This is a genomic window from Woronichinia naegeliana WA131, assembly GCA_025370055.1.
Lineage (GTDB): Bacteria > Cyanobacteriota > Cyanobacteriia > Cyanobacteriales > Microcystaceae > Woronichinia > Woronichinia naegeliana.
In genome coordinates this window covers 1,593,180-1,613,285 of sequence record CP073041.1, presented here as the reverse complement: position 1 = coordinate 1,613,285, position 20,106 = coordinate 1,593,180, and the positions used below count along the sequence as shown (strand labels likewise).

General features: G+C 41.0%; 18 protein-coding genes and 2 pseudogenes. 14 read left to right on the top strand and 6 right to left on the bottom strand.

Going from position 1 to position 20,106, the window contains the following annotated elements:
• Positions 1–14: 14 nt before the first annotated feature.
• A complete protein-coding gene (ftsY, locus tag KA717_08345; GenBank protein ID UXE62723.1) occupies positions 15–1,478 on the bottom strand; it encodes a signal recognition particle-docking protein FtsY in 1,464 nt (487 codons plus the stop codon).
• 103 nt (positions 1,479–1,581) lie between these two features.
• Between ftsY and KA717_08340 the strand changes: the two genes are divergently transcribed.
• Positions 1,582–2,277, top strand: a complete 696-nt coding sequence (locus KA717_08340; GenBank protein UXE62722.1) for a type 1 glutamine amidotransferase — start codon at positions 1,582–1,584, stop codon at positions 2,275–2,277.
• 29 nt (positions 2,278–2,306) lie between these two features.
• Here the strand turns inward: KA717_08340 and KA717_08335 are convergent, their stop codons facing one another.
• Positions 2,307–3,137 (bottom strand): nitrate ABC transporter ATP-binding protein, encoded by an 831-nt coding sequence (locus KA717_08335; protein ID UXE62721.1) that lies wholly within the window; start codon positions 3,135–3,137, stop codon positions 2,307–2,309.
• A gap of 92 nt (positions 3,138–3,229) precedes the next feature.
• On the bottom strand, positions 3,230–4,621 hold the full coding sequence (locus tag KA717_08330) for an ABC transporter substrate-binding protein (protein UXE62720.1): 1,392 nt from the start codon (positions 4,619–4,621) through the stop codon (positions 3,230–3,232).
• Positions 4,622–4,867: 246 nt separating this feature from the next.
• Between KA717_08330 and KA717_08325 the strand changes: the two genes are divergently transcribed.
• From KA717_08325 to KA717_08310, 4 genes are all read left to right on the top strand, one after another.
• Positions 4,868–5,434 carry a hypothetical protein gene (locus tag KA717_08325; GenBank protein UXE62719.1) on the top strand — a complete coding sequence of 189 codons (567 nt, stop codon included), beginning with the start codon at positions 4,868–4,870 and terminating at the stop codon, positions 5,432–5,434.
• A 12-nt stretch (positions 5,435–5,446) separates the two neighbouring features.
• A complete protein-coding gene (locus tag KA717_08320) occupies positions 5,447–5,794 on the top strand; it encodes a hypothetical protein (GenBank protein ID UXE62718.1) in 348 nt (115 codons plus the stop codon).
• 368 nt (positions 5,795–6,162) lie between these two features.
• On the top strand, positions 6,163–6,405 hold the full coding sequence (locus tag KA717_08315; protein ID UXE62717.1) for a hypothetical protein: 243 nt from the start codon (positions 6,163–6,165) through the stop codon (positions 6,403–6,405).
• A 27-nt stretch (positions 6,406–6,432) separates the two neighbouring features.
• Positions 6,433–7,245, top strand: coding sequence for a Uma2 family endonuclease (locus tag KA717_08310; GenBank protein UXE62716.1), 813 nt, complete (start codon positions 6,433–6,435; stop codon positions 7,243–7,245).
• Between the two features lie 86 nt (positions 7,246–7,331).
• Here KA717_08310 and KA717_08305 read toward each other — a convergent pair whose 3' ends face one another.
• Positions 7,332–7,919 (bottom strand): discoidin domain-containing protein, encoded by a 588-nt coding sequence (locus tag KA717_08305; protein UXE62715.1) that lies wholly within the window; start codon positions 7,917–7,919, stop codon positions 7,332–7,334.
• Between the two features lie 434 nt (positions 7,920–8,353).
• On the opposite strand from KA717_08305, the gene KA717_08300 reads away from it, so the two are divergent.
• Both KA717_08300 and KA717_08295 read left to right on the top strand, forming a co-directional pair.
• Positions 8,354–9,328 carry a transposase gene (locus KA717_08300; protein UXE64595.1) on the top strand — a complete coding sequence of 325 codons (975 nt, stop codon included), beginning with the start codon at positions 8,354–8,356 and terminating at the stop codon, positions 9,326–9,328.
• Between the two features lie 266 nt (positions 9,329–9,594).
• Positions 9,595–9,795, top strand: coding sequence for a hypothetical protein (locus KA717_08295; protein UXE62714.1), 201 nt, complete (start codon positions 9,595–9,597; stop codon positions 9,793–9,795).
• Positions 9,796–9,877: 82 nt separating this feature from the next.
• On the opposite strand, the pseudogene KA717_08290 reads toward KA717_08295, so the two are convergent.
• Positions 9,878–11,159, bottom strand: a pseudogene (locus KA717_08290) (ISKra4 family transposase).
• A 96-nt stretch (positions 11,160–11,255) separates the two neighbouring features.
• Between KA717_08290 and KA717_08285 the strand changes: the two are divergent.
• Positions 11,256–12,179, top strand: a complete 924-nt coding sequence (locus KA717_08285) for a diguanylate cyclase (GenBank protein ID UXE62713.1) — start codon at positions 11,256–11,258, stop codon at positions 12,177–12,179.
• Positions 12,180–12,201: 22 nt separating this feature from the next.
• The gene (locus KA717_08280) at positions 12,202–12,972 is read left to right on the top strand and encodes a transporter substrate-binding domain-containing protein (protein ID UXE62712.1); all 771 of its coding nucleotides are present in this window, start codon (positions 12,202–12,204) and stop codon (positions 12,970–12,972) included.
• 57 nt (positions 12,973–13,029) lie between these two features.
• On the opposite strand, the gene KA717_08275 is transcribed toward KA717_08280, so the two are convergent.
• Positions 13,030–14,187 (bottom strand): FAD-dependent oxidoreductase, encoded by a 1,158-nt coding sequence (locus tag KA717_08275; GenBank protein UXE62711.1) that lies wholly within the window; start codon positions 14,185–14,187, stop codon positions 13,030–13,032.
• A gap of 186 nt (positions 14,188–14,373) precedes the next feature.
• Between KA717_08275 and KA717_08270 the strand changes: the two genes are divergently transcribed.
• From KA717_08270 to KA717_08250, 5 genes and pseudogenes are all read left to right on the top strand, one after another.
• Positions 14,374–15,789 carry an FAD-dependent monooxygenase gene (locus tag KA717_08270; protein UXE62710.1) on the top strand — a complete coding sequence of 472 codons (1,416 nt, stop codon included), beginning with the start codon at positions 14,374–14,376 and terminating at the stop codon, positions 15,787–15,789.
• Between the two features lie 680 nt (positions 15,790–16,469).
• The gene (locus KA717_08265) at positions 16,470–16,829 is read left to right on the top strand and encodes a hypothetical protein (GenBank protein UXE62709.1); all 360 of its coding nucleotides are present in this window, start codon (positions 16,470–16,472) and stop codon (positions 16,827–16,829) included.
• 569 nt (positions 16,830–17,398) lie between these two features.
• Positions 17,399–18,516, top strand: a pseudogene (locus tag KA717_08260) (IS5 family transposase).
• Positions 18,517–18,716: 200 nt separating this feature from the next.
• Positions 18,717–18,911, top strand: a complete 195-nt coding sequence (locus KA717_08255; protein UXE62708.1) for a transposase — start codon at positions 18,717–18,719, stop codon at positions 18,909–18,911.
• Between the two features lie 17 nt (positions 18,912–18,928).
• A complete protein-coding gene (locus tag KA717_08250) occupies positions 18,929–20,104 on the top strand; it encodes an IS4 family transposase (protein ID UXE62707.1) in 1,176 nt (391 codons plus the stop codon).
• Positions 20,105–20,106 lie beyond the last annotated feature (2 nt).

Genomic DNA, 20,106 nt, shown 5'->3' with positions numbered 1-20,106 from the left:
CCATGAAAATTTATCTAACCATTTAATAATGCTTCCACAAATTCATAACTGGAAAAAGGTCGCAAATCTTCAATTCCTTCCCCTGCACCAATGAACCGAATTGGTAAATTTAACTGTTTTGTTACTGCTAGGGCCACTCCCCCTTTCGCTGTGCCATCTAATTTCGTTAAAACAACACCACTGAGTTTAGCGGCTTCTGAAAAAACCTCCGCCTGACGTAGCCCATTTTGTCCAAGAGTTGCATCCAAAACTAGCAAGGATTCGACTTTCGCATTAGGGGCTTTTTTATCAATAATGCGACGAATTTTCGCTAATTCATCCATTAAATTTTTCTTATTCTGTAACCGTCCCGCCGTATCTACCAGTAATAAATCCATATTTTTAGATTGGGCCGCGCTAATGCCATCAAAAACCACTGCGGCGGGATCGGTATTTTGGCCCGGATTAGCAATGACCAGCGTGCCACTGCGATCGCCCCAAACCTTGACCTGCTCTACTGCGGCGGCCCGAAAAGTATCGGCGGCGGCAATCACGCAACGATAACCGGATTGTTGAGCCATGTGAGCTAATTTGCCAATGGTGGTCGTTTTTCCGGCCCCGTTGACCCCTGTTAATAGCCAAATATTGAGAATATCTTTTTCAGGAACAAAAGCCGTTTCTTCGCAATCTTGAAGGGGTCGATCTAGAATCTCCCGTAGAATTTGCTTGAGATAATCGATGGCCTGTTCTGGTGGTAAGGCTTCTTCTTTCAGTTTATTTTGCAGCGTTTCGATAATGTGATCGGTCGCTTCTACCCCCACATCGGCCTGAAGGAGTAACGCCTCAATTTCCAGTACCGCCTCTTGATTGAGAGGCCCTTGACCGACAATGGCTTTGAGTTGATTAACCAGATTGCGCCGAGTTTTCGTTAGACCTTGCCGTAAACGACCGAGCCAGTTGATTTCCGCTTCAGAAACATCCTGTGCCGATCGTCCCTGAGCTGCTAAAACCTTAGCTGACCAGAGAAAATCTTCATCGAGATCAATTGCGCCTGTCTCTTGGGGAAGTGGTGCATCAATGATCGGGGTTTCGATCGCCGTTTCTTTGAGAACTTCTAAGCGATCAGATTTTTTTAGCCAAGCTGGCCCTGCTTCTGATGGGGCAACCTCCAGGGGCGCAGAGGTTTCAACCACTGGCACTACTTCGATTTCAGCACTAACACTTTCCTCGACCGGAGCCACTTCTGATTCTGGACTGGCGGCGGCGATCACCTCTTGGTTTTCTGAGGTTTCCAGGGTTTCAGCTTTACGCTGTTGAATATTTTTATAAGCTTCCTTGGCCCAGGTTAAATAGGCTTCCTGTTCTGAAGTCTCCGTTGTCGCCGTTGTTGCCTCTGGGGGAGACTCTGATTCTTGTTCAGGAGCCGTTTCAGGGGTGACGACTGGTGTGGGAACTTCAGGGGCTACATTCCCCATCTGACGGCGAAACCAATTAAACATAGGGGTTCAGCTTTTAAAAGCTTGACAGAGTAAGATGATATCCTTCAATTATCTTAAGGGTTTCTGGATTAGAATAGGACGCGATCGTTAGGAGAAGAGAGTCATGAAAATTCATTATCTACAGCACGTTCCCTTTGAAGGACTGGGCAGCATTGAAGCCTGGGCGAGACAACACCAACACACTTTGTCAGTCACGAGACTTTACCAGAATGATCCCTGGCCTCTTCTGGAAGATTTCGATTGGCTGATTGTGATGGGTGGCCCGATGAATATTTACGAAGAATCCCAATATCCTTGGTTGATTGAAGAAAAGCAGTTTATTAAACAGGCGATCGCCCAGGACAAGACGGTGATTGGTATTTGTCTCGGCTCACAGCTAATTGCCGATATTTTGGGATCGCCAGTCTATTCAGGACAAGACAAAGAGATTGGTTGGTTTCCCATTGAGTTAACCCCTGAGGCCATCAATAGTGAGCTTTTTAAGGCATTCTCCCCGCAATTGACTGTTTTCCATTGGCATGGGGATACTTTCGATTTACCGCCAGGAGCAACCCGATTAGCCTATAGTGAAGCCTGTCAAAATCAAGCCTTTCTCTATGGCAATAAAGTTCTGGGTTTACAGTTTCATCTCGAATCTACGCCAGCCAGTGTGACCCAGATGCTCAAACATTGCTCGGACGAATTAGTCGAAGGTAAATATATTCAAACATCAGCCGATTTATTAGCATCTGATCAGTATTTTATGACCATTAATGATGTCATGAATACTATTTTAGATCGGCTTGCCCAACAGTCATAATCTAGAAGAATTTACCCAATTTTATCCTTTTAATGATGGGTAAAATACCGTTCTAGAAAATCTAGAGCATGATTCCTTAAATCATAATATTCCGTTGTTTCGCGCATGGCATGGCGATCGCGGGGATGGGCAAAGGGAACGGTTAAAATTTCACCGATGGTGGCATTGGGGCCATTGGTCATTAAAACAATGCGATCAGCCATATAAATGGCCTCATCTACATCATGGGTAATCATCATCACTGCTTGACGATGTTCTTCCCAAATCTTCAAGACTTCCTGTTGTAGTTTGCGTTTCGTGAGGGCATCTAACGCTCCAAAAGGTTCATCCATCAATAACATTTTAGGACGAGTTGCTAAGGCTCTCGCAATGCCAACCCGTTGTTTCATGCCACCTGAAATTTCATCAGGATATTTATCAGCAGCAGCCGTTAAATTAACCATAGCAATATGTTCATTAACAATGCTAATTTTTTCGCTACGACTAGCCTTTCTGAGCACTTCATCAACAGCCAAGCGAATATTTTCCCGTACCGTTAGCCAGGGTAATAGAGAATAGTGCTGGAAAACCATCATTCTTTCCGAGCCTGGTTTACGAATTAATTTTCCTTCTAAACAGACAGAACCTGTGGTTGGTTTTTCTAAGCCAGCAATCATTTTTAAAAGAGTCGATTTCCCACAGCCAGAGTGGCCAATAACTGCAATATATTCCTGGGGGCCGATGGTTAGATTAACATCTTGAAGAACGGTAAAATCAGTGCCATCGGATTTGGGATAGGATTTAACAAGGTTTTCAACGACGAGAAATTCGTTAGCAATATTTGTTTGATTGGGGTTAGGTAAAGTTTGAGGTTGAGTCATAGTTGTTTAGGAATGAAAATCTATTTTAATTTTAATCTGTCGTTTTATTTTTCTAAATCTCCCTTTTAATAGAGACTTTTGTTTGGAGAAAATCAAGACAAATAAAAGGATTTGGGAGCATTGGCGCGAATTTCAAAACTATTAAGATAACCGACTAAATCACTAGGGTCAAAAGTTTTGTTATCAATAAATGACGACCCAGAGGCAATATAGTGATCCTCGCTAGGGCAAGCAATTCCCATTTCTGTGGCAATTTCTCGGTATAAATCTGTCCTCCAAGCTTTTTGGGCGATCGCCTCTGCATTTTTAGGAATCTCAGGAATTTGGTGCCAGCGAGCGGCCTGAGTCATTAACCATAAACTTTCTGATTGCCAAAGAAAGGTCGAATGATCATCGGGCGCTTTGGCGATATCATCGGGCATATCAAAAAATAGCGTTGTTTCAATACTATTTACTAAGCGTTTTTGACCATCAAAGCCACCATAATTATAATTACCAACAATGCCTGGTTTAGTTAACTTAGGTTTAACCCCCGTGAAGGAACGTTGAGCAATTATTTTAGCAACTTCAGGGCGATTTTCCGGTTTACTACAATATTGACAAGCTTCAATCATAGCTTTAACTAAAGAACGATAGGTTTTCGGATTTTCCGTAATAAAAGATTCCATCACCGCTAAAATGCGATCGGGATGACCCCGCCAAATCTCTCGTCCCTGGGCAAAGGTAAAACCCACGCCCTCATTGCCGGTAATTGCCCTCGTATTCCAAGGTTCAGCGACCATATAGGCTTGAGTTGAACCAATCCTCATGTTATTCACCATTTGGGGAGGCGGAATAATTAATAAGCGAAATTCTTCGATAGGATTAAGTCCCATTGCTGAGGTTAAATAGCGGACAAAATATTCATAAATCGAGGAACTAAGTACCACTGCCCAAACCCGATTTTCGATAGGAATTTTATCAAAATAGGCCCGTAAATCCTTGCCAAAATGCTCTAAATCACCGTTATATTCCTGCCAAGGACGTAAGCCAAAATCCCACATCGCTCTATCCATTGTCATGGCATTTCCGTGACGGTGAATGGTCATGGCTCCGCAAAGTGGTGCTTTTCTTGCTCCTTCGGCTCCAGTGCGAGCATTAGTAATGGCTCCTGATACCACAGGTGAAGCATCTAAACGTCCAAAAATGATGCCATCACGAGAGTTAGCCCAACTGGATTCTCGACTCAGTTTGACATTTAAACCATATTTGCGAAACAATCCTTTTTCCCAGGCAACCGCAAAAGGAGCGCAATCATTGACGGGAACATAACCAATGGTTAAATTCGGTTTTTCTAAGGTTTTCGGATCGACAATGGGGTTAACGGCTAGGGCCGCTTCTGTTAATTGAGTGGGATTGCGATCGCTCTTAATCGCACAGGAAGAAAGAGCAGTTATGGTCGCAGTGGTTCCCAATCCTGTCAGAAAATTACGTCGAGAAAGCATAATACGTCTGATGTGAGTTAGGATAACCTACGGCTGATGTGAGATAGAGAGGTTTGCAAAATCAAGGGGAGATATCATGATAAAGGTAATCATACTCCAAAGCATGAGGTCTCCCATGAATACAGCAATTCCAAATTCAAAACTTGATAGCTCTGAAAACCTTACACCAAGAGGACTTTACAATTCTTGACAATTTGGTGAATCGCTGAAACGACGCAAAATCGTTCTGAATTTATTTTTGCTGCCATGAATATGATAGATGCTCCAACCCTCTTGACCATCATTTATGTCCTTGTGGATGACTGGTATCAAGAACAAGGATATCGCTTTATTCCCATCCTGCCTAGACCCGAGCCTAGTTTCAGTGAGAGTGAGATGTTGACATTATTGTTAGCAATGGATTACTTCCCCTATCCCGGAGAACGACAATTTCTGGGATTTATACGAGCAAACTACTTGAGCCTGTTTCCCAAGCTCTTAGACCAGAGCCAGTTCAATCGACGTGCTCGGCGATTAGAAGGACTGATGGAGGAGTTAAGACGCTCTTGGGTTAAGCAGATGGGTGTCCATTTCGAGCGAACGCTGCTCCTCGATACAAAGCCAGTGCCCGTCGTTGGTTACAAGCGAAGTAAAGGTCAAAGCGATTTTACAGGCAGTGCCACCTATGGCTATTGTGCTAGCCGCCAGATGAAGTATTTTGGCTACAAGTTAGTCGTGGTGAGCAGCCTTGAGGGTGTCCCTTTGGTTTATTCTCTCGTCCCTGCTCATAGTGACGAACGGGAAGCAGCAGAATCCGTATTGCAGTTCATTTAAGGCTGCGACATCTTGGCGGACAAGGGATTTATTAGTACTGATTGGCAGTCCGAGATATCGAGAACTACAGGTAATCGAGTCTCTACAGCTAAGAGAGTCAATCAACATCAACAAACTCCTCCCGTCTTTGAGCGGCTTCTCCAGCATTTTCGAGAACGGATTGAGGGAGTTTTCAATGAGGTGCAAAATACAGGACGCAACTTGGAGCGATTGCTCAGAAAGAAAGTTGAGGGACTCTGTGTCCATGTTGCCGCTAAAATGGCAAGTCATACGCTACGTATATTGTTGCGCCAGCTTTTTGGCATCAATGTTCTCACCTTTGAGCAGACTCCTGTTCAACCCTTTGGACAACTCACATAAGGCGTATCTTTTGTCATAATGACTTTTTTTATTTTCTTTGTTCTTTTTTTATGTACGGAATGTGGGATAAATCAATCGATTGCTTAAAATTAAATGAATCGGCAATGGTTCAGTCTGATTGTTGGAATTACATTAAACCCTTGCGCAGCAAGGGGTACAACGATTTTTGCTCTAAATCACTAAAATCCTTATAGGACAAGGCTTTCAGGCTATTTAACAACTAGGCTGAACCAGTGCCCATTTTTCTATCAGTTCAGTATTGATGAGCTTTTTAATTGGCTAATGCTTTAAATGCGATCGCCTTGTCAATAAGAATTGTATTCTAGTAGTAAATCGCACTCAAATTTAATAAGTAAGACGAACTGGCAATGAACGACTTAGATTTTGTTACTGATGGTACTCGTAAGAAAACAGTTTTGGAGGAAACCATTCAAGAAATTGAACAAACCCCCCAGGAATATTTACCCAATTTGTTGCAGATTGTTCGTTTGTTTCGTGAAAGCGTGACATTACCATCGGCTGAGTCTAGTTTTCGTCAGGGATGGCAGGAGGCAATGACAGGTAATACAATTCCTATTTCACAGCTTTGGGATGGAATTGATTTAGAATAATTGCAATTCCCCTACCTGGCTTGAGCGATGGTTAACCTAATCTATAACAAAAATCAAACTCTTCCCACCGCCGAAGACCTACCCTCTTCCGACGAAACGCCCGTGGATAATCAACTACAGAATGACATTCCCAATCTATTACTTAGCTTACTCGCCGAACTTTGGACAAATCGTGATGATTGGTACTTTGGCGTGGATATGGGAATTTATTACAACCCCGAAGAACCGGCGATCGTTCCTGATGGTTTTTTGTCTATTGGGGTAAAGCATGATACGGGCGAAAGGGGAAGATTGAGTTATGTCTTGTGGGAAGAACAGAATATTATGCCGATTTTAGCCTTAGAAGTTGTCTCCGAAAAATATAACAGTGAATATGAAGATAAGTTAGCAGATTATCAAAAACTAGGTATTCTTTATTACGCGATTTACAATCCCCTGAGTGGCAGAAGAGGACGTTTTAAGCAGCGACAAAGGTTAGAAGTCTATCGGCTCATATCAGGAAAATATGAACTGCTGGAAATGGAAAATAACCGCGTTTGGTTGCCAGAAATCCAGTTAGCCTTGGGTTACGAGAAGGGAGAGCATATTGCTTGGTATCGGGAATGGCTTTATTGGTATCCTGCTTCAGGCGATCGCTATCTGACAGCTAATGAAAGAGCGATCAATGCAGAAATGATAGCGAATCAAGAACGTTTAATTGCTCATCAAGAACGGTTAGCTGCCAATCAGCAACGTTTAATTGCCAATCAAGAAAGAGTCGCTAAACAAGAAGCTGAACGAAAAGTAGAACGGTTAGCAGAAAGATTGAAAATGCTGGGAATTAACCCTGATGAAATATGATTTTATGATCAAGCAATAAAAAAGGACAACTCCGATCGCGATTTTGTCCTTAATTTTTTTATACTAACCTTTAGCGATCAATTAATTTATTCTTTGTCAAGAGGTTTGGCTAATTTACGTTTTGCCCAAACTCCGCCCGCAAAGAAAAGCACACTGCCAATGACGGGAAGTGCATCCGTTTCCCAGGGAACAGGCGTGGCAGATTCACGGAAAGCGACTTCACTCATCCCAGCTAGTGTGCCACCTGCATTAGAGGTAATATTCATTTGAATATATCGGGTGTTGGTAGTCGCAAAATCAAATACTTGGGATTGTGTCGCACTAGGAGCACCCGCTGCGTTAACTGCACTAAAATTGCCCAACAAAGTCCCTAGAGAGCTAGTATTAGCATCCGTATCTGCATAGAGACTAAAGTTACGAACAGCGTTGGCATTACCAAATTGGAGCTTCCAAAGTGCGAGAGCATTCACGTCATAGGATGCTCCTAAATCAAAAGTAACAAAGCCTGTCGTGACGTTCAAAGCTGATAACCAATTACTAGAACCCTGAATAGAGTTAGAAGTGGTGCTACTAACATAGCTATACTTGGCACGGTCATGGATTGAGATTTTCGCCCCCTGAATCCCCAATGCTGGGGGACTTTGAAACCGATAAATAGAGAATGGTTCCCCCAAAACTTGGGGGGCTAGGGGGGCTGAACTAAAAAACGCAAATTATCACCGTGCGAGGTATATCAAAATCCGTTGTGCCACTAGTATAGGTTGCAGACAATCCACTCTGATTAGTAAGATTCGAGAGAGGACTTCCACTAGTAAATGTACCCATATTGGTAGTGGCAGTTGAACCCAAGACCCGTCCTATCGCTTGAGCATTAGGGGCAAGAGTCAACAGTGTCGCAGGGATCGAGAGAGCGATCAGAGAGTAGGTTCCGAACAATCGCTTTTTCATAAACTTGAAAGTTGAGTTGATTTCAAAATACATAGGAGTTACGCATTGACAGAAACTTTATTGTATGATGGATAGTCCCATGCGACGATTTTATTCGGGGTGTCCAATGGCAAGAAAACACTCAAAACCTTCCACAGCAAGGTGTGATCAAAATTTGTATATGCTATATCTGCTGTCGGAACCCAAATATATTAGTTGTCTGCGTCTCAGTGAAATTATGGGAGGTCTAAGTCATGACAGCATCAACCGTTTTTTGCTTCGCGAAGAATATAGTCCTGAAGACCTATTTGAGGAGGTCAAGAAAGAACTAATTTTAGAAGGTGGCACATTAAGTGTGGACGATAGTGTTGTAGATAAGTTTTATCGAGACCCAAGTAAAACAGAATTGGTGGGTTACTTCTGGTCTGGAAAACACAAAAAACCAGTGAAAGGAATCAATCTCATCACATTATACTATACAGATATGGAGGGAAAATCTTATCCAGTAAATTATCGAATTTATGACAAAAAGGAGGAAAAAACCAAAAATGATTATTTTTTGGAGATGTTAGAAGAGGTAGAAAAATGGGGAATTAAGGCAGATTGGGTAACAGGAGATGGTTGGTATTCAAGTAACGATAACCTCAAGTACCTAAAAAACAAGGAACAGGGTTTTCAGTTTGGAATAGCCAACAATCGCTTAGTGTCTTTGGAGAAAGGACAAATCACTCAAGTACAGAAAATGAAAATTCCTGAGTCGGGTCTAACCGTTTATCTCAAGGAGTTTGGGTGGGTGAAGGTATTTCACCAGAGCTTTAGAAACGAAGCTCGGTACTATATCACTTATCTACCCGATTTAGAGGAATTGAAACAACTAAAACGTTGTGAATTCAAACAATTACATGACCGTCATTGGCAAATTGAGGTGTTTCATCGAGTTATCAAACAGGTTTGTAATATTGAGCGTTTTTATGTTAGGGATAGCCAAGCTATTCGTAATCATTTCTTTTGCGCAATCAGAGCTTTTGTTCACTTACAAACCCAAAAGACTCACGATTTAATTGACAATCTGTACCAACTTTCACGAGAGTTGTTTATTCCTGTTATCCGTCAATTCATTCTTGACAACTATACTCAACCCTCTCCGAATTGCTAGCACATCATTTCATTTTTGACAATGCGTAACTCCTGATACATTCACTATGAGTAAATTAACATGAGGGGGGGGGAGAAAGTCAAGATTCTTAAAGCAATTTTTAAAGTTATGTCTTGATAAGTTTTTAATCATCTAAAATACCTACAGGCAAGGGGCTTAAGCCTCTTTTTACAGAGCTTTCAGAAAAATCACTATACAATCTCAATGTGTGACAGCTTAACATTGGTAAAAGACTGAACGATGTATGGGAGAAGCTGTGTCGTACCATGATTATGAAAGAATTGCGCCAATTTGTTCAACAATTGCAAGCTCTAGGTCAAGAATATCCCACTGTAATCTTGCTAGACTACATTGATCGCTTAGATACACAAATTCAGAATTTTGATGGTAATAATCTCCCTGACACTGTACAATCGTTTCCTTCTGTGCGACAATCTTTGCTAGATCAGTTAAGCCGCTTAGAATAACATCCAGTGATATAAACTTCTGTACCCAACCGTTTTGTAATCTTAAACGGGTGCGACCTTTAGTTGATAAAAGCTGTTGTAATCAGGGTTCTACAGGGAACCCATATTGATCAAGTTTTGCCCAAAATTGACTCCATCGTTCCTTGGTCAATACCAAAGCTCGTAGGCTCAAAATAATTCCTGCTCCTTTTTCCTTCCATCGCATCCCTGAACAACATAATCGTTGTTTGACCAACGTCTTACAAGCTGCTTCCGTAACACCTGAACCAATCGGATACTTTTTCTCTATGTATTCAGCATAATCCATTTGATGCTGATGATTCTCGTAATAAGTAATCGCCGCTTGTAGTTTCTCGGTAAGATTCTTAGAATGACTTTTTTCTTCTTTGACTTCTTTCATCAGATTTAGCAGTTCTCCTGCTTTTCCTTTTTCATGCTTGAGTTCTCGACAATTTTCAGTCAACCATTCTTTTTGTTTTGACACGGTATTCGGATGCAACGCTTCTGCCAAGGCACCTAAGTAACCAGAGGCATGATAGAAATCTAATATCTGTTCTTCCGTTTGCTTTTCTAAAAACTTCCAATTTGATTCTGCCCCGTCTGCTATCCCGACCAATGTTGCCTCTGGATAACGGTTTTTCGCTCGCTCAATTTCTCTTTCTAATCTTTCTAGAAAACTCTTTTTTCCATACTCTGGTGCCGCACCTAGATAGATTGTAGGTTGACGTTCGCCTTCACTATCGTATAGGGAAACGGTTCCCACCATTGCTTCACGGTAGCCATCCTCACACATCAGCATACAGGTTCCATCTAATCCTATTCCCACTGTTGCAATTTGGCTATCCTCCTTGGGCGGGGCATAACTCCACGCTTCTTCTTTTGCCTGTACCACACTTCCTACTGCTTCACTCAATCTTTGGATATAGGATAGCGCTACTTTTCTACCATGATTTTCTAATAAATCATTTTTCACCTCTTTGCCTGCCATCCCTGACATTTTTGAGGATACCTGTTTTGCCAATAATGGCGTTGATGTTATGATTATCCTTGCTTCTCTTTCTAAGGGGCAATACGTTTTTCCTCAAAGGTGAACGCTGATATACATGACGATTCACTATAACCTCACCATAAGGTGTTTGATATTCTTTCGGTTGCTCTCCCTTACTCTTCCAGATTTCTTCACCGATTTTTAAGGGTGAACCATCTGTATCTAAATATTTCAAGGCTTCTTTGCTGGCGATGCAACCTACTTCGTTTAAGCCTTTTTGAATATTTATTTCTGTATCCAACATTGAACGACTGAGTTCTAATGTTAGTTCTATTTTTATCTTTGAACCCTCTACATTAATTAGTTTTGCTGTCATCATTGTTTCCTCTTTGTCACTTTTCATCCCATGTTAACACTTTTCTTTTCCTTCATCAACTAAAGGTCACACCCTCTTAAACTCCCTTTTACTCAGATGAAGCCTTTCCAGCCGGAATCCTATTTGATTTTAGTCGTGGATGATGTCACTAAAAACTTACAGTTGGTGATGGAAATCCTCGAACAATTCGGCTATTCTACGACCTTTGCTTTGGGAGGACAACAGGCATTAGATCGATTGAAAACCCTAAAACCGGATTTAATTTTACTGGATCTGATGATGCCAGGGATGAATGGATTAGAAGTGTGTAAGATTCTTAAGGCTGATCCAAGGTTAAAGGATATTCCAGTGATTTTTTTAACCGCCAGTAGTGAGCGAGATCACGTTATTCAAGCCTTTGAAAAGGGGGCGATCGACTATGTAACTAAACCCTTCCATTCACCGGAACTTTTAGCCAGGGTTAAAACCCATCTTTTCTTGAAACAGGCCCAGGATGAACTCAAGGCCGCTTATGAAGCTTTAGAACAATTAGTAGTGATCGATCCGTTGACAGAGATCGCTAATCGTCGGGCAATTTTTGCCTTTGGAGAGCAGGAATTCCAACGAGCTAAACGCTACCATAACTGTTTTTCGTTGATGATGATTGATTTGGATTATTTTAAGAAGGTTAATGATACCTACGGGCATTTTTGTGGCGATCAATGCCTAAAATTAGTCGCTAAAACCCTCACCCAAAGTATGCGAGAGGTGGATCAGTTGGGACGTTTTGGTGGCGAAGAGTTCACAGCGATTTTGCCTGAAACGACATTAACAGATGCGATTACATTAGCAGAAAAGTTACGAGAGAGTATTGCAACCCTTTGTCCGGTCATTGATAATCAAATGATTAATCTTTCCATTAGTATTGGGGTGACAACTTATCAGAAAACAGATGAGAGCTTAAATGATGTTTTCCGACGGGCTGATAAGTTTCTTTTTCAAGCCAAAGAGCAGGGTAGAAATCAGGTTGTTGGGGCGTAAAATGAGGCGAATTATCTTGGTCTTGAAACGAGTCGTTGGGATCACAATTCTTGGCTTAAATAGTTTACTTGTCCTTAACCCTAGCGATGCGTCCGATTGGACAACCATACAACAGCGAGGAAAATTACTGATTGGAGTTAAGGCCGATAGTCGTCCCCTGGGATTTCAAGATGGCCAGGGAAAGTTACAGGGGTTAGAAATTGATATTGCTCGACAATTAGCTCAGGAGTTATTCGGGAGTCCAGAGGCTGTCGTTTTAGAACCGCTCAAAAATCAAGATCGCCTACCAGCTATTATAGATGACCGTCTGGATCTGGTTATTGCCAAGGTGACAGTTACGCCTGGGCGATCGCGGTTAGTAGATTTTAGTCCTTACTATTATCTGGATGGAACCGGTATTATCACGTCACAGCCGACGATACAACATTTAAGCGATTTAACCACTAAGGCGATCGCGGTGCTGAATCATTCTAGTACTATTGCTGTGATAAGAGCGGCTTTACCCAAGGCTCGTTTAGTGGGGGTTTCTTCCTATCAAGAAGCTCAAACCAAACTAGAAACGGGACAGGTTGATGCTTTTGCGGCGGATAATAGTCTTTTAGCAGGCTGGGTGCAGGAATTTCCAAGCTATCATCAACTTCCTGAACGACTTTCGGGCGATGCGTTGGCCATTGTGATGCCCAAGGGTTTGCAGTACGAAGAGTTGCGACAAAAGGTCAATACCGCGATCGCGGGTTGGCGCACCTCTGGTTGGTTACGGGAACGGATTCGCTATTGGAAATTACCGGAATGATAAATATCCCAACAAGAGTTATTCAGATTAGGATAATTAGCAATTTTTAGAAAGTTTTTAAGCAATTTTTAGATCCTGAAACTGTGCCATAAATGCTCGATCAATGTGATCTTTCCATTGCCAGAATAAGGGGTGTTGACCTGCTAAATTTCCCCAGGTCGCGATCGCATTTTGATCACCTGTACCGATTAAACTTAAATAATACTTTTGTGGAAGATAGGCTTTTAAAGTCTTTCCCTGTAGAGAACGACGTAAATTTTCAAATAGAGGCTGACCTTGACGAACAGCAAAAACTCCGGCTTTCGGTCGCGGATAGTTCCTCACTGTGGCCACATCACCCGCCGCAAAAATTCGAGGATGGGAAATAGATTCTAGGGTCGGAGCTACTAACACAAATCCCCTTTCATCGGTTTGTAATCCTGATTGAGCCAACCAGGGAGCGGCACTTGCCTGAGTCACCCAAAAAATGACTGCGGTGGAGAATTGTAAACCAGATTGACAGGATAATTGATAGCCGTTGTTTGCAGTTTTGGTAATCGCTTGAATACTATCTAAATAGTGAATATTAATTCCTCGTCTTTGTAACACCTTGTCTAGTTGTTTACCAACCCAAGTATTATGATCGGGTAAAAGCCTGGGGGCACGCTGAATAAGATTAATACTCAAATTATCTAAGGGTTGATCAGCTTGTTTTAAAAGACTGTGCAAACGGGTCTGCATATTTAAGGCTAATTCTACGCCCCCTGCGCCACCGCCCACAATGACAATTTTTAAACGTTGTTGAGGATGCTGTTGCAGATTAGTTAATAAATTCTCCCAGGCAGTTAGTAATGGAGGAATTGGTTTTGCGGGAATTACATATTCGCTGCCAGCAATATTATCTAATTTTGGTGTACTGCCAATATCTAAAGAGAGATAATCAAAGTCGATGGGAGGTTGGTTTATACAAATGATTTGTCGCTTGCTTAAATCTAAGGCGATCGCTGTATCTAAAATGATCTGAGCCTGGGCAAATTTGGCTAAAGCGAATAAATCAATATGAGTTTCGGCAAAGGTATAAAATCCCGCTAAATAACCTGGCAACATTCCCGAATAGGGTGTTTGGGTTACATTCGTAATTAAGGTTAAATCAACATCAGCTAAGGGATTAAGCCCCCATCGCCGCAAGACAATCGCATGACTGTGACCACCGCCAACTAAAACTATTTTTTTCATTTTTTATCATCCAATGTCAATTTTGTGATATTCTGATAGTGTCTTTGAATTTTAACGTTTAGACTTGTAAAGTTTTAAGTTTTTAGACAAATTTTTAGACAAAATTCAAAAAACGTTACCATTTCCAGATTCAGCTATTATAAAAAATACTCAGTTCTTAGTTTATAAGATCAAAAGCAGAAAAATATGAATACAGACCATCTCTATGACGTGATCATTGTGGGGGCTGGCCCCGTCGGACTCGCTACGGCGATCGCGCTTTATCAACGGGGAATTACCAATATTTTAGTCATTGATCAAACCCAAGAGTTTCGGCCAGTGGGACAAATCGTGGACTTATTACCCAATGGCTTAAAAGCCCTTCGCTATATTGATGAACAAACCTATCAATCTGTTCGGCAAACTGATTCTTCTTCTTCTCCCACTACCAATACTCAAACCAATTCTGCCACTAAGAAAGGGCTTTGGCATCACAAAAATTTACAGGGAGAAATTCTTCGTACCGCCCCTCTCAGTTTTGACGATTGGCTTGAACGTTACGGTGCCGGGCGAGTTTCTTCTAACTGGTACGAACTCCAAACAACCCTCAGAAATAAACTTCCCTCTCATTTAATTGCGATTAGCTGTCGTTGTTTAGAAGTTAACCAGCAACAGGATAAAGTCAAAATCACCTATATTCCCAGGGGGATGACAACTAATCCCTTTGCTCATTGGGAAATGGAAAAACCAGCACTCACTCCTCCACCTACTATTTCTGATGTTGAACTGCCAAATTCAGATATTAATCATCAATATCTTTATGCCAAATTAGTGGTTGCAGCAGATGGAATTAACTCCGCTATTCGACAGAATCTCTACTGTGGTACGCCCCTACAGGACTGGGCTAATCCTCAATATTCGGGCTTTACGGCGATCGGTTGTTTTAAAACCAGTAATGTTCCCGAAGCCCTTGATCAAGCTTTAGAAAATACCTATTTACAGGGGGAGCGTATTGTCACCCTTAATCTAGATTATTCCCAACTTCAGCAGGCTCCTTCCCCTCGAATAATTGTTACTCGCAAGCCAGATAAAGCGTTAGGTTATCTTCTGCATACCCCTCTGACCGTAGGAGTATTAACCGATAAATTAGCCTCCGAAGTAATCCAAATTGCGATGGATGCTTTAACAAAAGCCGACTTTCCCGCCATGCTGGTGGAATTAATTTCCTTTTCTGACCCCGAAAAACTATTGCATCGTGCCTATTATTTACAGCCAGCCAATATTCCTCTTGAGGAGCAATTAATTTGGAGTCAGGGAAGAGTTGTTTTAGCGGGAGATGCGGCTCATGGAATGCCACCTTTTACGGCCCAAGGGGCTAATCAAGGCTTTGAAGATGCATCTTTATTGGGAACATTAATTACTAAAATTATTAACAATCAAGGCTTAGATGATCTCAATCAAATTGCCCAAGCATTTAAACAATATGAGCAAATCCGCCGCCCTTTTATGGTGAAAATGCAAGAGGTAACGCTGCACAGTTATCATTTGTCCCAATCTCAATGGGAAGATTACAATGACTGGGTTTATGGTCGAGATATTGCCCAGATTTGTCAGGGTTTGTAGAGAGAACTCAGAGGGAAAATAGGACTCAACATAGATACGAACAAAAGCACTTATTTGTCTTCCTGTTGACAAGCTTCTTTTAAAAGTGCAAAGCGTGATCGCATTTAGTCCCCGTGTTGAAGCATTCCAGTAATTTTCATTGCTTAAGGATTGAAACGTGAGAGGATAATCGCTTTTTTGAATCTACGAGAGGGCGATCGCGGAGGTGGATAGTTTGCAAAAAAATACGCTAATCGGTATAACACGCTTTTTAGAGGGATTATACAGGAGTTCTCTTGCGATCGTCTTATTTGGGGTTGATATACGGAAAGTTTCTTGACAAAATCCTTATTTGTGGATAGTATATGAAAAGTTTCGGTATAATCCTTAGTTGGGCAGACTAAAGAAAAACAATATGAATCATATTATTCATCCCAAGATTATTGAAATTAATGGATATAAATACCAAGTTACGTCATTGTGTAAACTTTCCGATACACAGGCCCTTAATGCAGTTATATTTTTCATAAGAAATTGCAAAGCTAAAAAGAATAAAAATAAGATAATAACTATCGTTACTTCCTATCATGAAGGCAACGTGCTTATGCTAGGAGAATAAAAAAGTTTAATATCCAATTTCTGTAACGGCAATAGATCTGTTAATAAGTAAAGTAATCACCATTGATTCATGGAAAAAATATATGGAAACAGATGATGTTATCGCTCTTCTAGATAAACACGAATACATAGCCGAATCATACGTACTCATTCGAGAATTGAAAATCTTTCTAAATGTGGGAGTAAACTATTTCCATCCGAAAATTAGAATCAAGATTTGGAAAAGTAACGTAATGTTAAAAGAGCCATATCACTTTACGGTCAGTCACAACGTACGTACGCCAACACAAGCAGCCCCATATTATCCATCAATAACTCAAGCAGCAACAGAGTCAGAAGCAATTCGCAGTGCTATCTCAGCAACTACAAAATTCTTGGTTAGTGCTATTGATGGAGGTCATGAACCAAGTGACGATTGGCTTGTTCCGAATGACGATTTTTAACCTATGTTAATCTGGGAATATAAATTGGAAGCGTAATATCAAAGTATGATCGCCGATCTGTAGGCTGAATTGACAATAGTAAACCTAACATCCTACACAAAATCAAGATTATAAAAGCGATCGCTCTTGAGAAATGAGACTTATTAAAACGCGATCGCTTTTTCCAGTTTATTTATAACAGCGATCGCGCTTTAGATTTTTAGTTCATGTAAGGCGATCGCCCTTATTTAGGGCTTGCTGAATAAGTCTGCAAATCGAACCTAGATGCCACAGGGCGCGAAAAATGGTGACTTCAGAAATCAGTTTCCGATTTTAACCCACAATTTTCTAGCAAAGTGCATGGATTTTGAGCCTTCAAATGCCATAAGCTTGCACCTAATCGTGTTCAAAATGGCTGAAAAGCTTATCTGATAAAGGTTCTGCCTTTATTCGGCAAACCCTATTTAGGGCTTGCTGAAAAAAGCTGAAACCTTTACGGAGAAAAATAGTAGGCGAATTAAGAACCGCTAGAATGCACGAAAATAGGGTAGAATGCCTCAAAACCATTGCATTAAGAAGAGAGAAAGCAGATGTACCGAAAGCAACAGTACTCAATTGAAACACCAGAAAACTTGAAAAATCTGTTCGGCGGGCAGTTAGACGAAGAAAATCGTTGGATAGAAATGTCAAAAATGATTCTTTGGGAAGAATATGAGGAAGAATATGCAAAAAACTTCACAGAAAAAAAAGGAGCCCCAGCCAAATCATTTAGAATGGCATTAGGAGCATTAATTATCAAAGAAATTTCAGGAAAAAGTGACAGAGAAACAGTAGAACAAATAAAAGAGAACCCTTATTTACAGTACTTTATAGGAATGGAAAGCTATAGTAGCAAAGAAGCATTTAATGCGTCAATGATGGTTCATTTTCGTAAAAAAATAGGAATGGAATTAATAAATAAAATTAATAAAGAAATAGAAAAAAAGCGACGGGTGTAGCGTCAGAAAAAAAAGAAAATGAAGGAAAGTTATTGTTAGATGCGACTTGTACACCAGCAGATATAAAATATCCAACGGATATAGGAATATTGAATGATGCCAGAGAAAAAACAGAAAAAATAATAGATAAGCTGTATGAAGAAATAAAAGAGAAAAGGAAAGAAAAGCCGAGGACTTATAGGGAAGTGGCAAGAAAAGAGTACTTAGCCATAGCAAAAAAACGTCGTGTGTCAAAAAAAGAAAGAAGAAAAGGAACAAAAAAACAACTAGGATATATAAAAAGAAACTTGTCTGATATAGAAAAAATGATAGAAGAGGGAGCAAAGTTAGAAAAACTAACGAAAAAAGAGCAAGAAGAGCTTGTAACGATAGGAAAAGTGTATGAGCAACAGTTAGAAATGTATGAAAAAAAGACAAATAAAGTAGAAAACAGAATTGTGAGTGTAAGCCAACCTCACGTGCGTCCAATAGTGCGTGGAAAAGCGGGAAAAGCAGTAGAGTTTGGAGCTAAAATATCGGCAAGTAATGTGAATGGCTTTGTCTTCTTAGACAAATTAAGTTGGGATAATTACAACGAATCGGGAGATTTACAAGCGCGAATAGAAGAATATAAAAGGGAAACAGGATGTTATCCGGAATCGGTTCATGTGGATAAAATCTATCGAACAAAAGCGAATCGAGCTTATTGTAAAGAAAGGGATATAAGAATCTGACTTTTCCCGTTAAGTCCAAAATCCAGCAATGCAAACTTCTAGAGGCTTTATCTGGCAAGGGTTTGAGTAATGATTCTCTTGACAGGAAAAAAATATTCTGAAGCCATCATCCCGCTTATCGTTCAAATTTCAAAAACAAAGGATGAAGGGAGTATGAGACTGTAAAATGGAGAAAATCTTAAAGGGCAGGTCAAAAAATGTTGGAATGGTGGACAAAAAACTTTGCCAGTTGTGAATTGGGAGACGAGAGGCTAAACAATCGTGCCTTCTCGATTGGGAAAAAGTTAAGTGAGGGGTTTGGAAAAGCCTTATCAGAAGTGTTTAAGGGAGGAAACGAGTTAAAGAGGGCCTATGAATTTTTGGGAATCCGAAAACAGACTTTGTCAAGATAATAGAGCCGCACTGTGAAATGACAACTGCCGCCGTAGAAGAATATAAGATAATGCTATCAGTCGGAGATACGACCTTCTTAGATTATCGCAATATCAAGGAAAAAAGGGAAGGGTATGGGCCGACTGGAAAAGGAGGGAATGGATTAATACTGCATAGTGCTTTAGCAATTGAGCCAGAAAAAGGACAAGTATTAGGTTTATTATGGCAAAAACTGTGGAATAGGGAGGTAAAAGAAAAGCCCCCAACAGATGAAACGGCGAAGCAGAAAAAAGAAAGACAGAAAGAACAAAGAAAAGCAGCTCGTCAAAGACCATTTGAGGAAAAAGAATCCTACAAATGGGTAGAGGCTCTAAACACCTGTGAGAAACAGGTAGAAAGTTCAACGAGGGTAATTCATGTATTTGACAGAGAAGGAGATGTTTCAGAAGTCTTTGACTCAGTGCGTCAACTCAAGCATACAGGAGTGCTGGTCAGAGCGTCTCATAATCGTAGTTTAGACAAAAATAGTGAACGACTTTGGCAACATTTGGAATCAGAACCGATTCGTTTTCATCAAGAAATCGAGATTCCGAGTACAGGAAAAAGAAAAGCACGGAAGGTTAAGCTTGCCGTCCGATTTTGCTCAGTTAATCTACGAACTCCCTATCGTTTTGATAATCGTGACCCGTTGAATGTCTATGCTGTTTATGCGACAGAAATCGATTGTCCCGAAGGCGAAACTCCTTTATCTTGGATGCTTCTGACTACAGAAGTTGTTGAGACTATTGAGATGGCTGTCACTATTCTTCGTTGGTACACCTACCGATGGCGGGTTGAAGAATTTCATAAAGTCCTTAAGTCTGGTTGTCAGAGTGAGCGTTATCGACTTGCCTCTGATGGAATGAAAACTCTTTTGGGTTTTTTAAGTGTCATTGCTGTTGAACTTTTACACGTTACTTATCTTCATCGTACCCAGCCCGATGCTCTCGCGATTGAAATTCTTAATCCTCTTCAACTTCAGGTGTTAAAAGCAGCCGCCTCTCAAAAACTTCCCCCTATTTTGACTGTTGCTTGGGCTGTCGAGTCTGTTGCTTTTCTTGGTGGTTATCTTGAACATCGTCGTAAAACTCCTCTCGGTATCCAAGTCCTTTGGCGCGGTTGGTTGAAGTTGCATGACCTTTGCCAAGGCTGGCAGCTTGCAATCCGCACTTAACG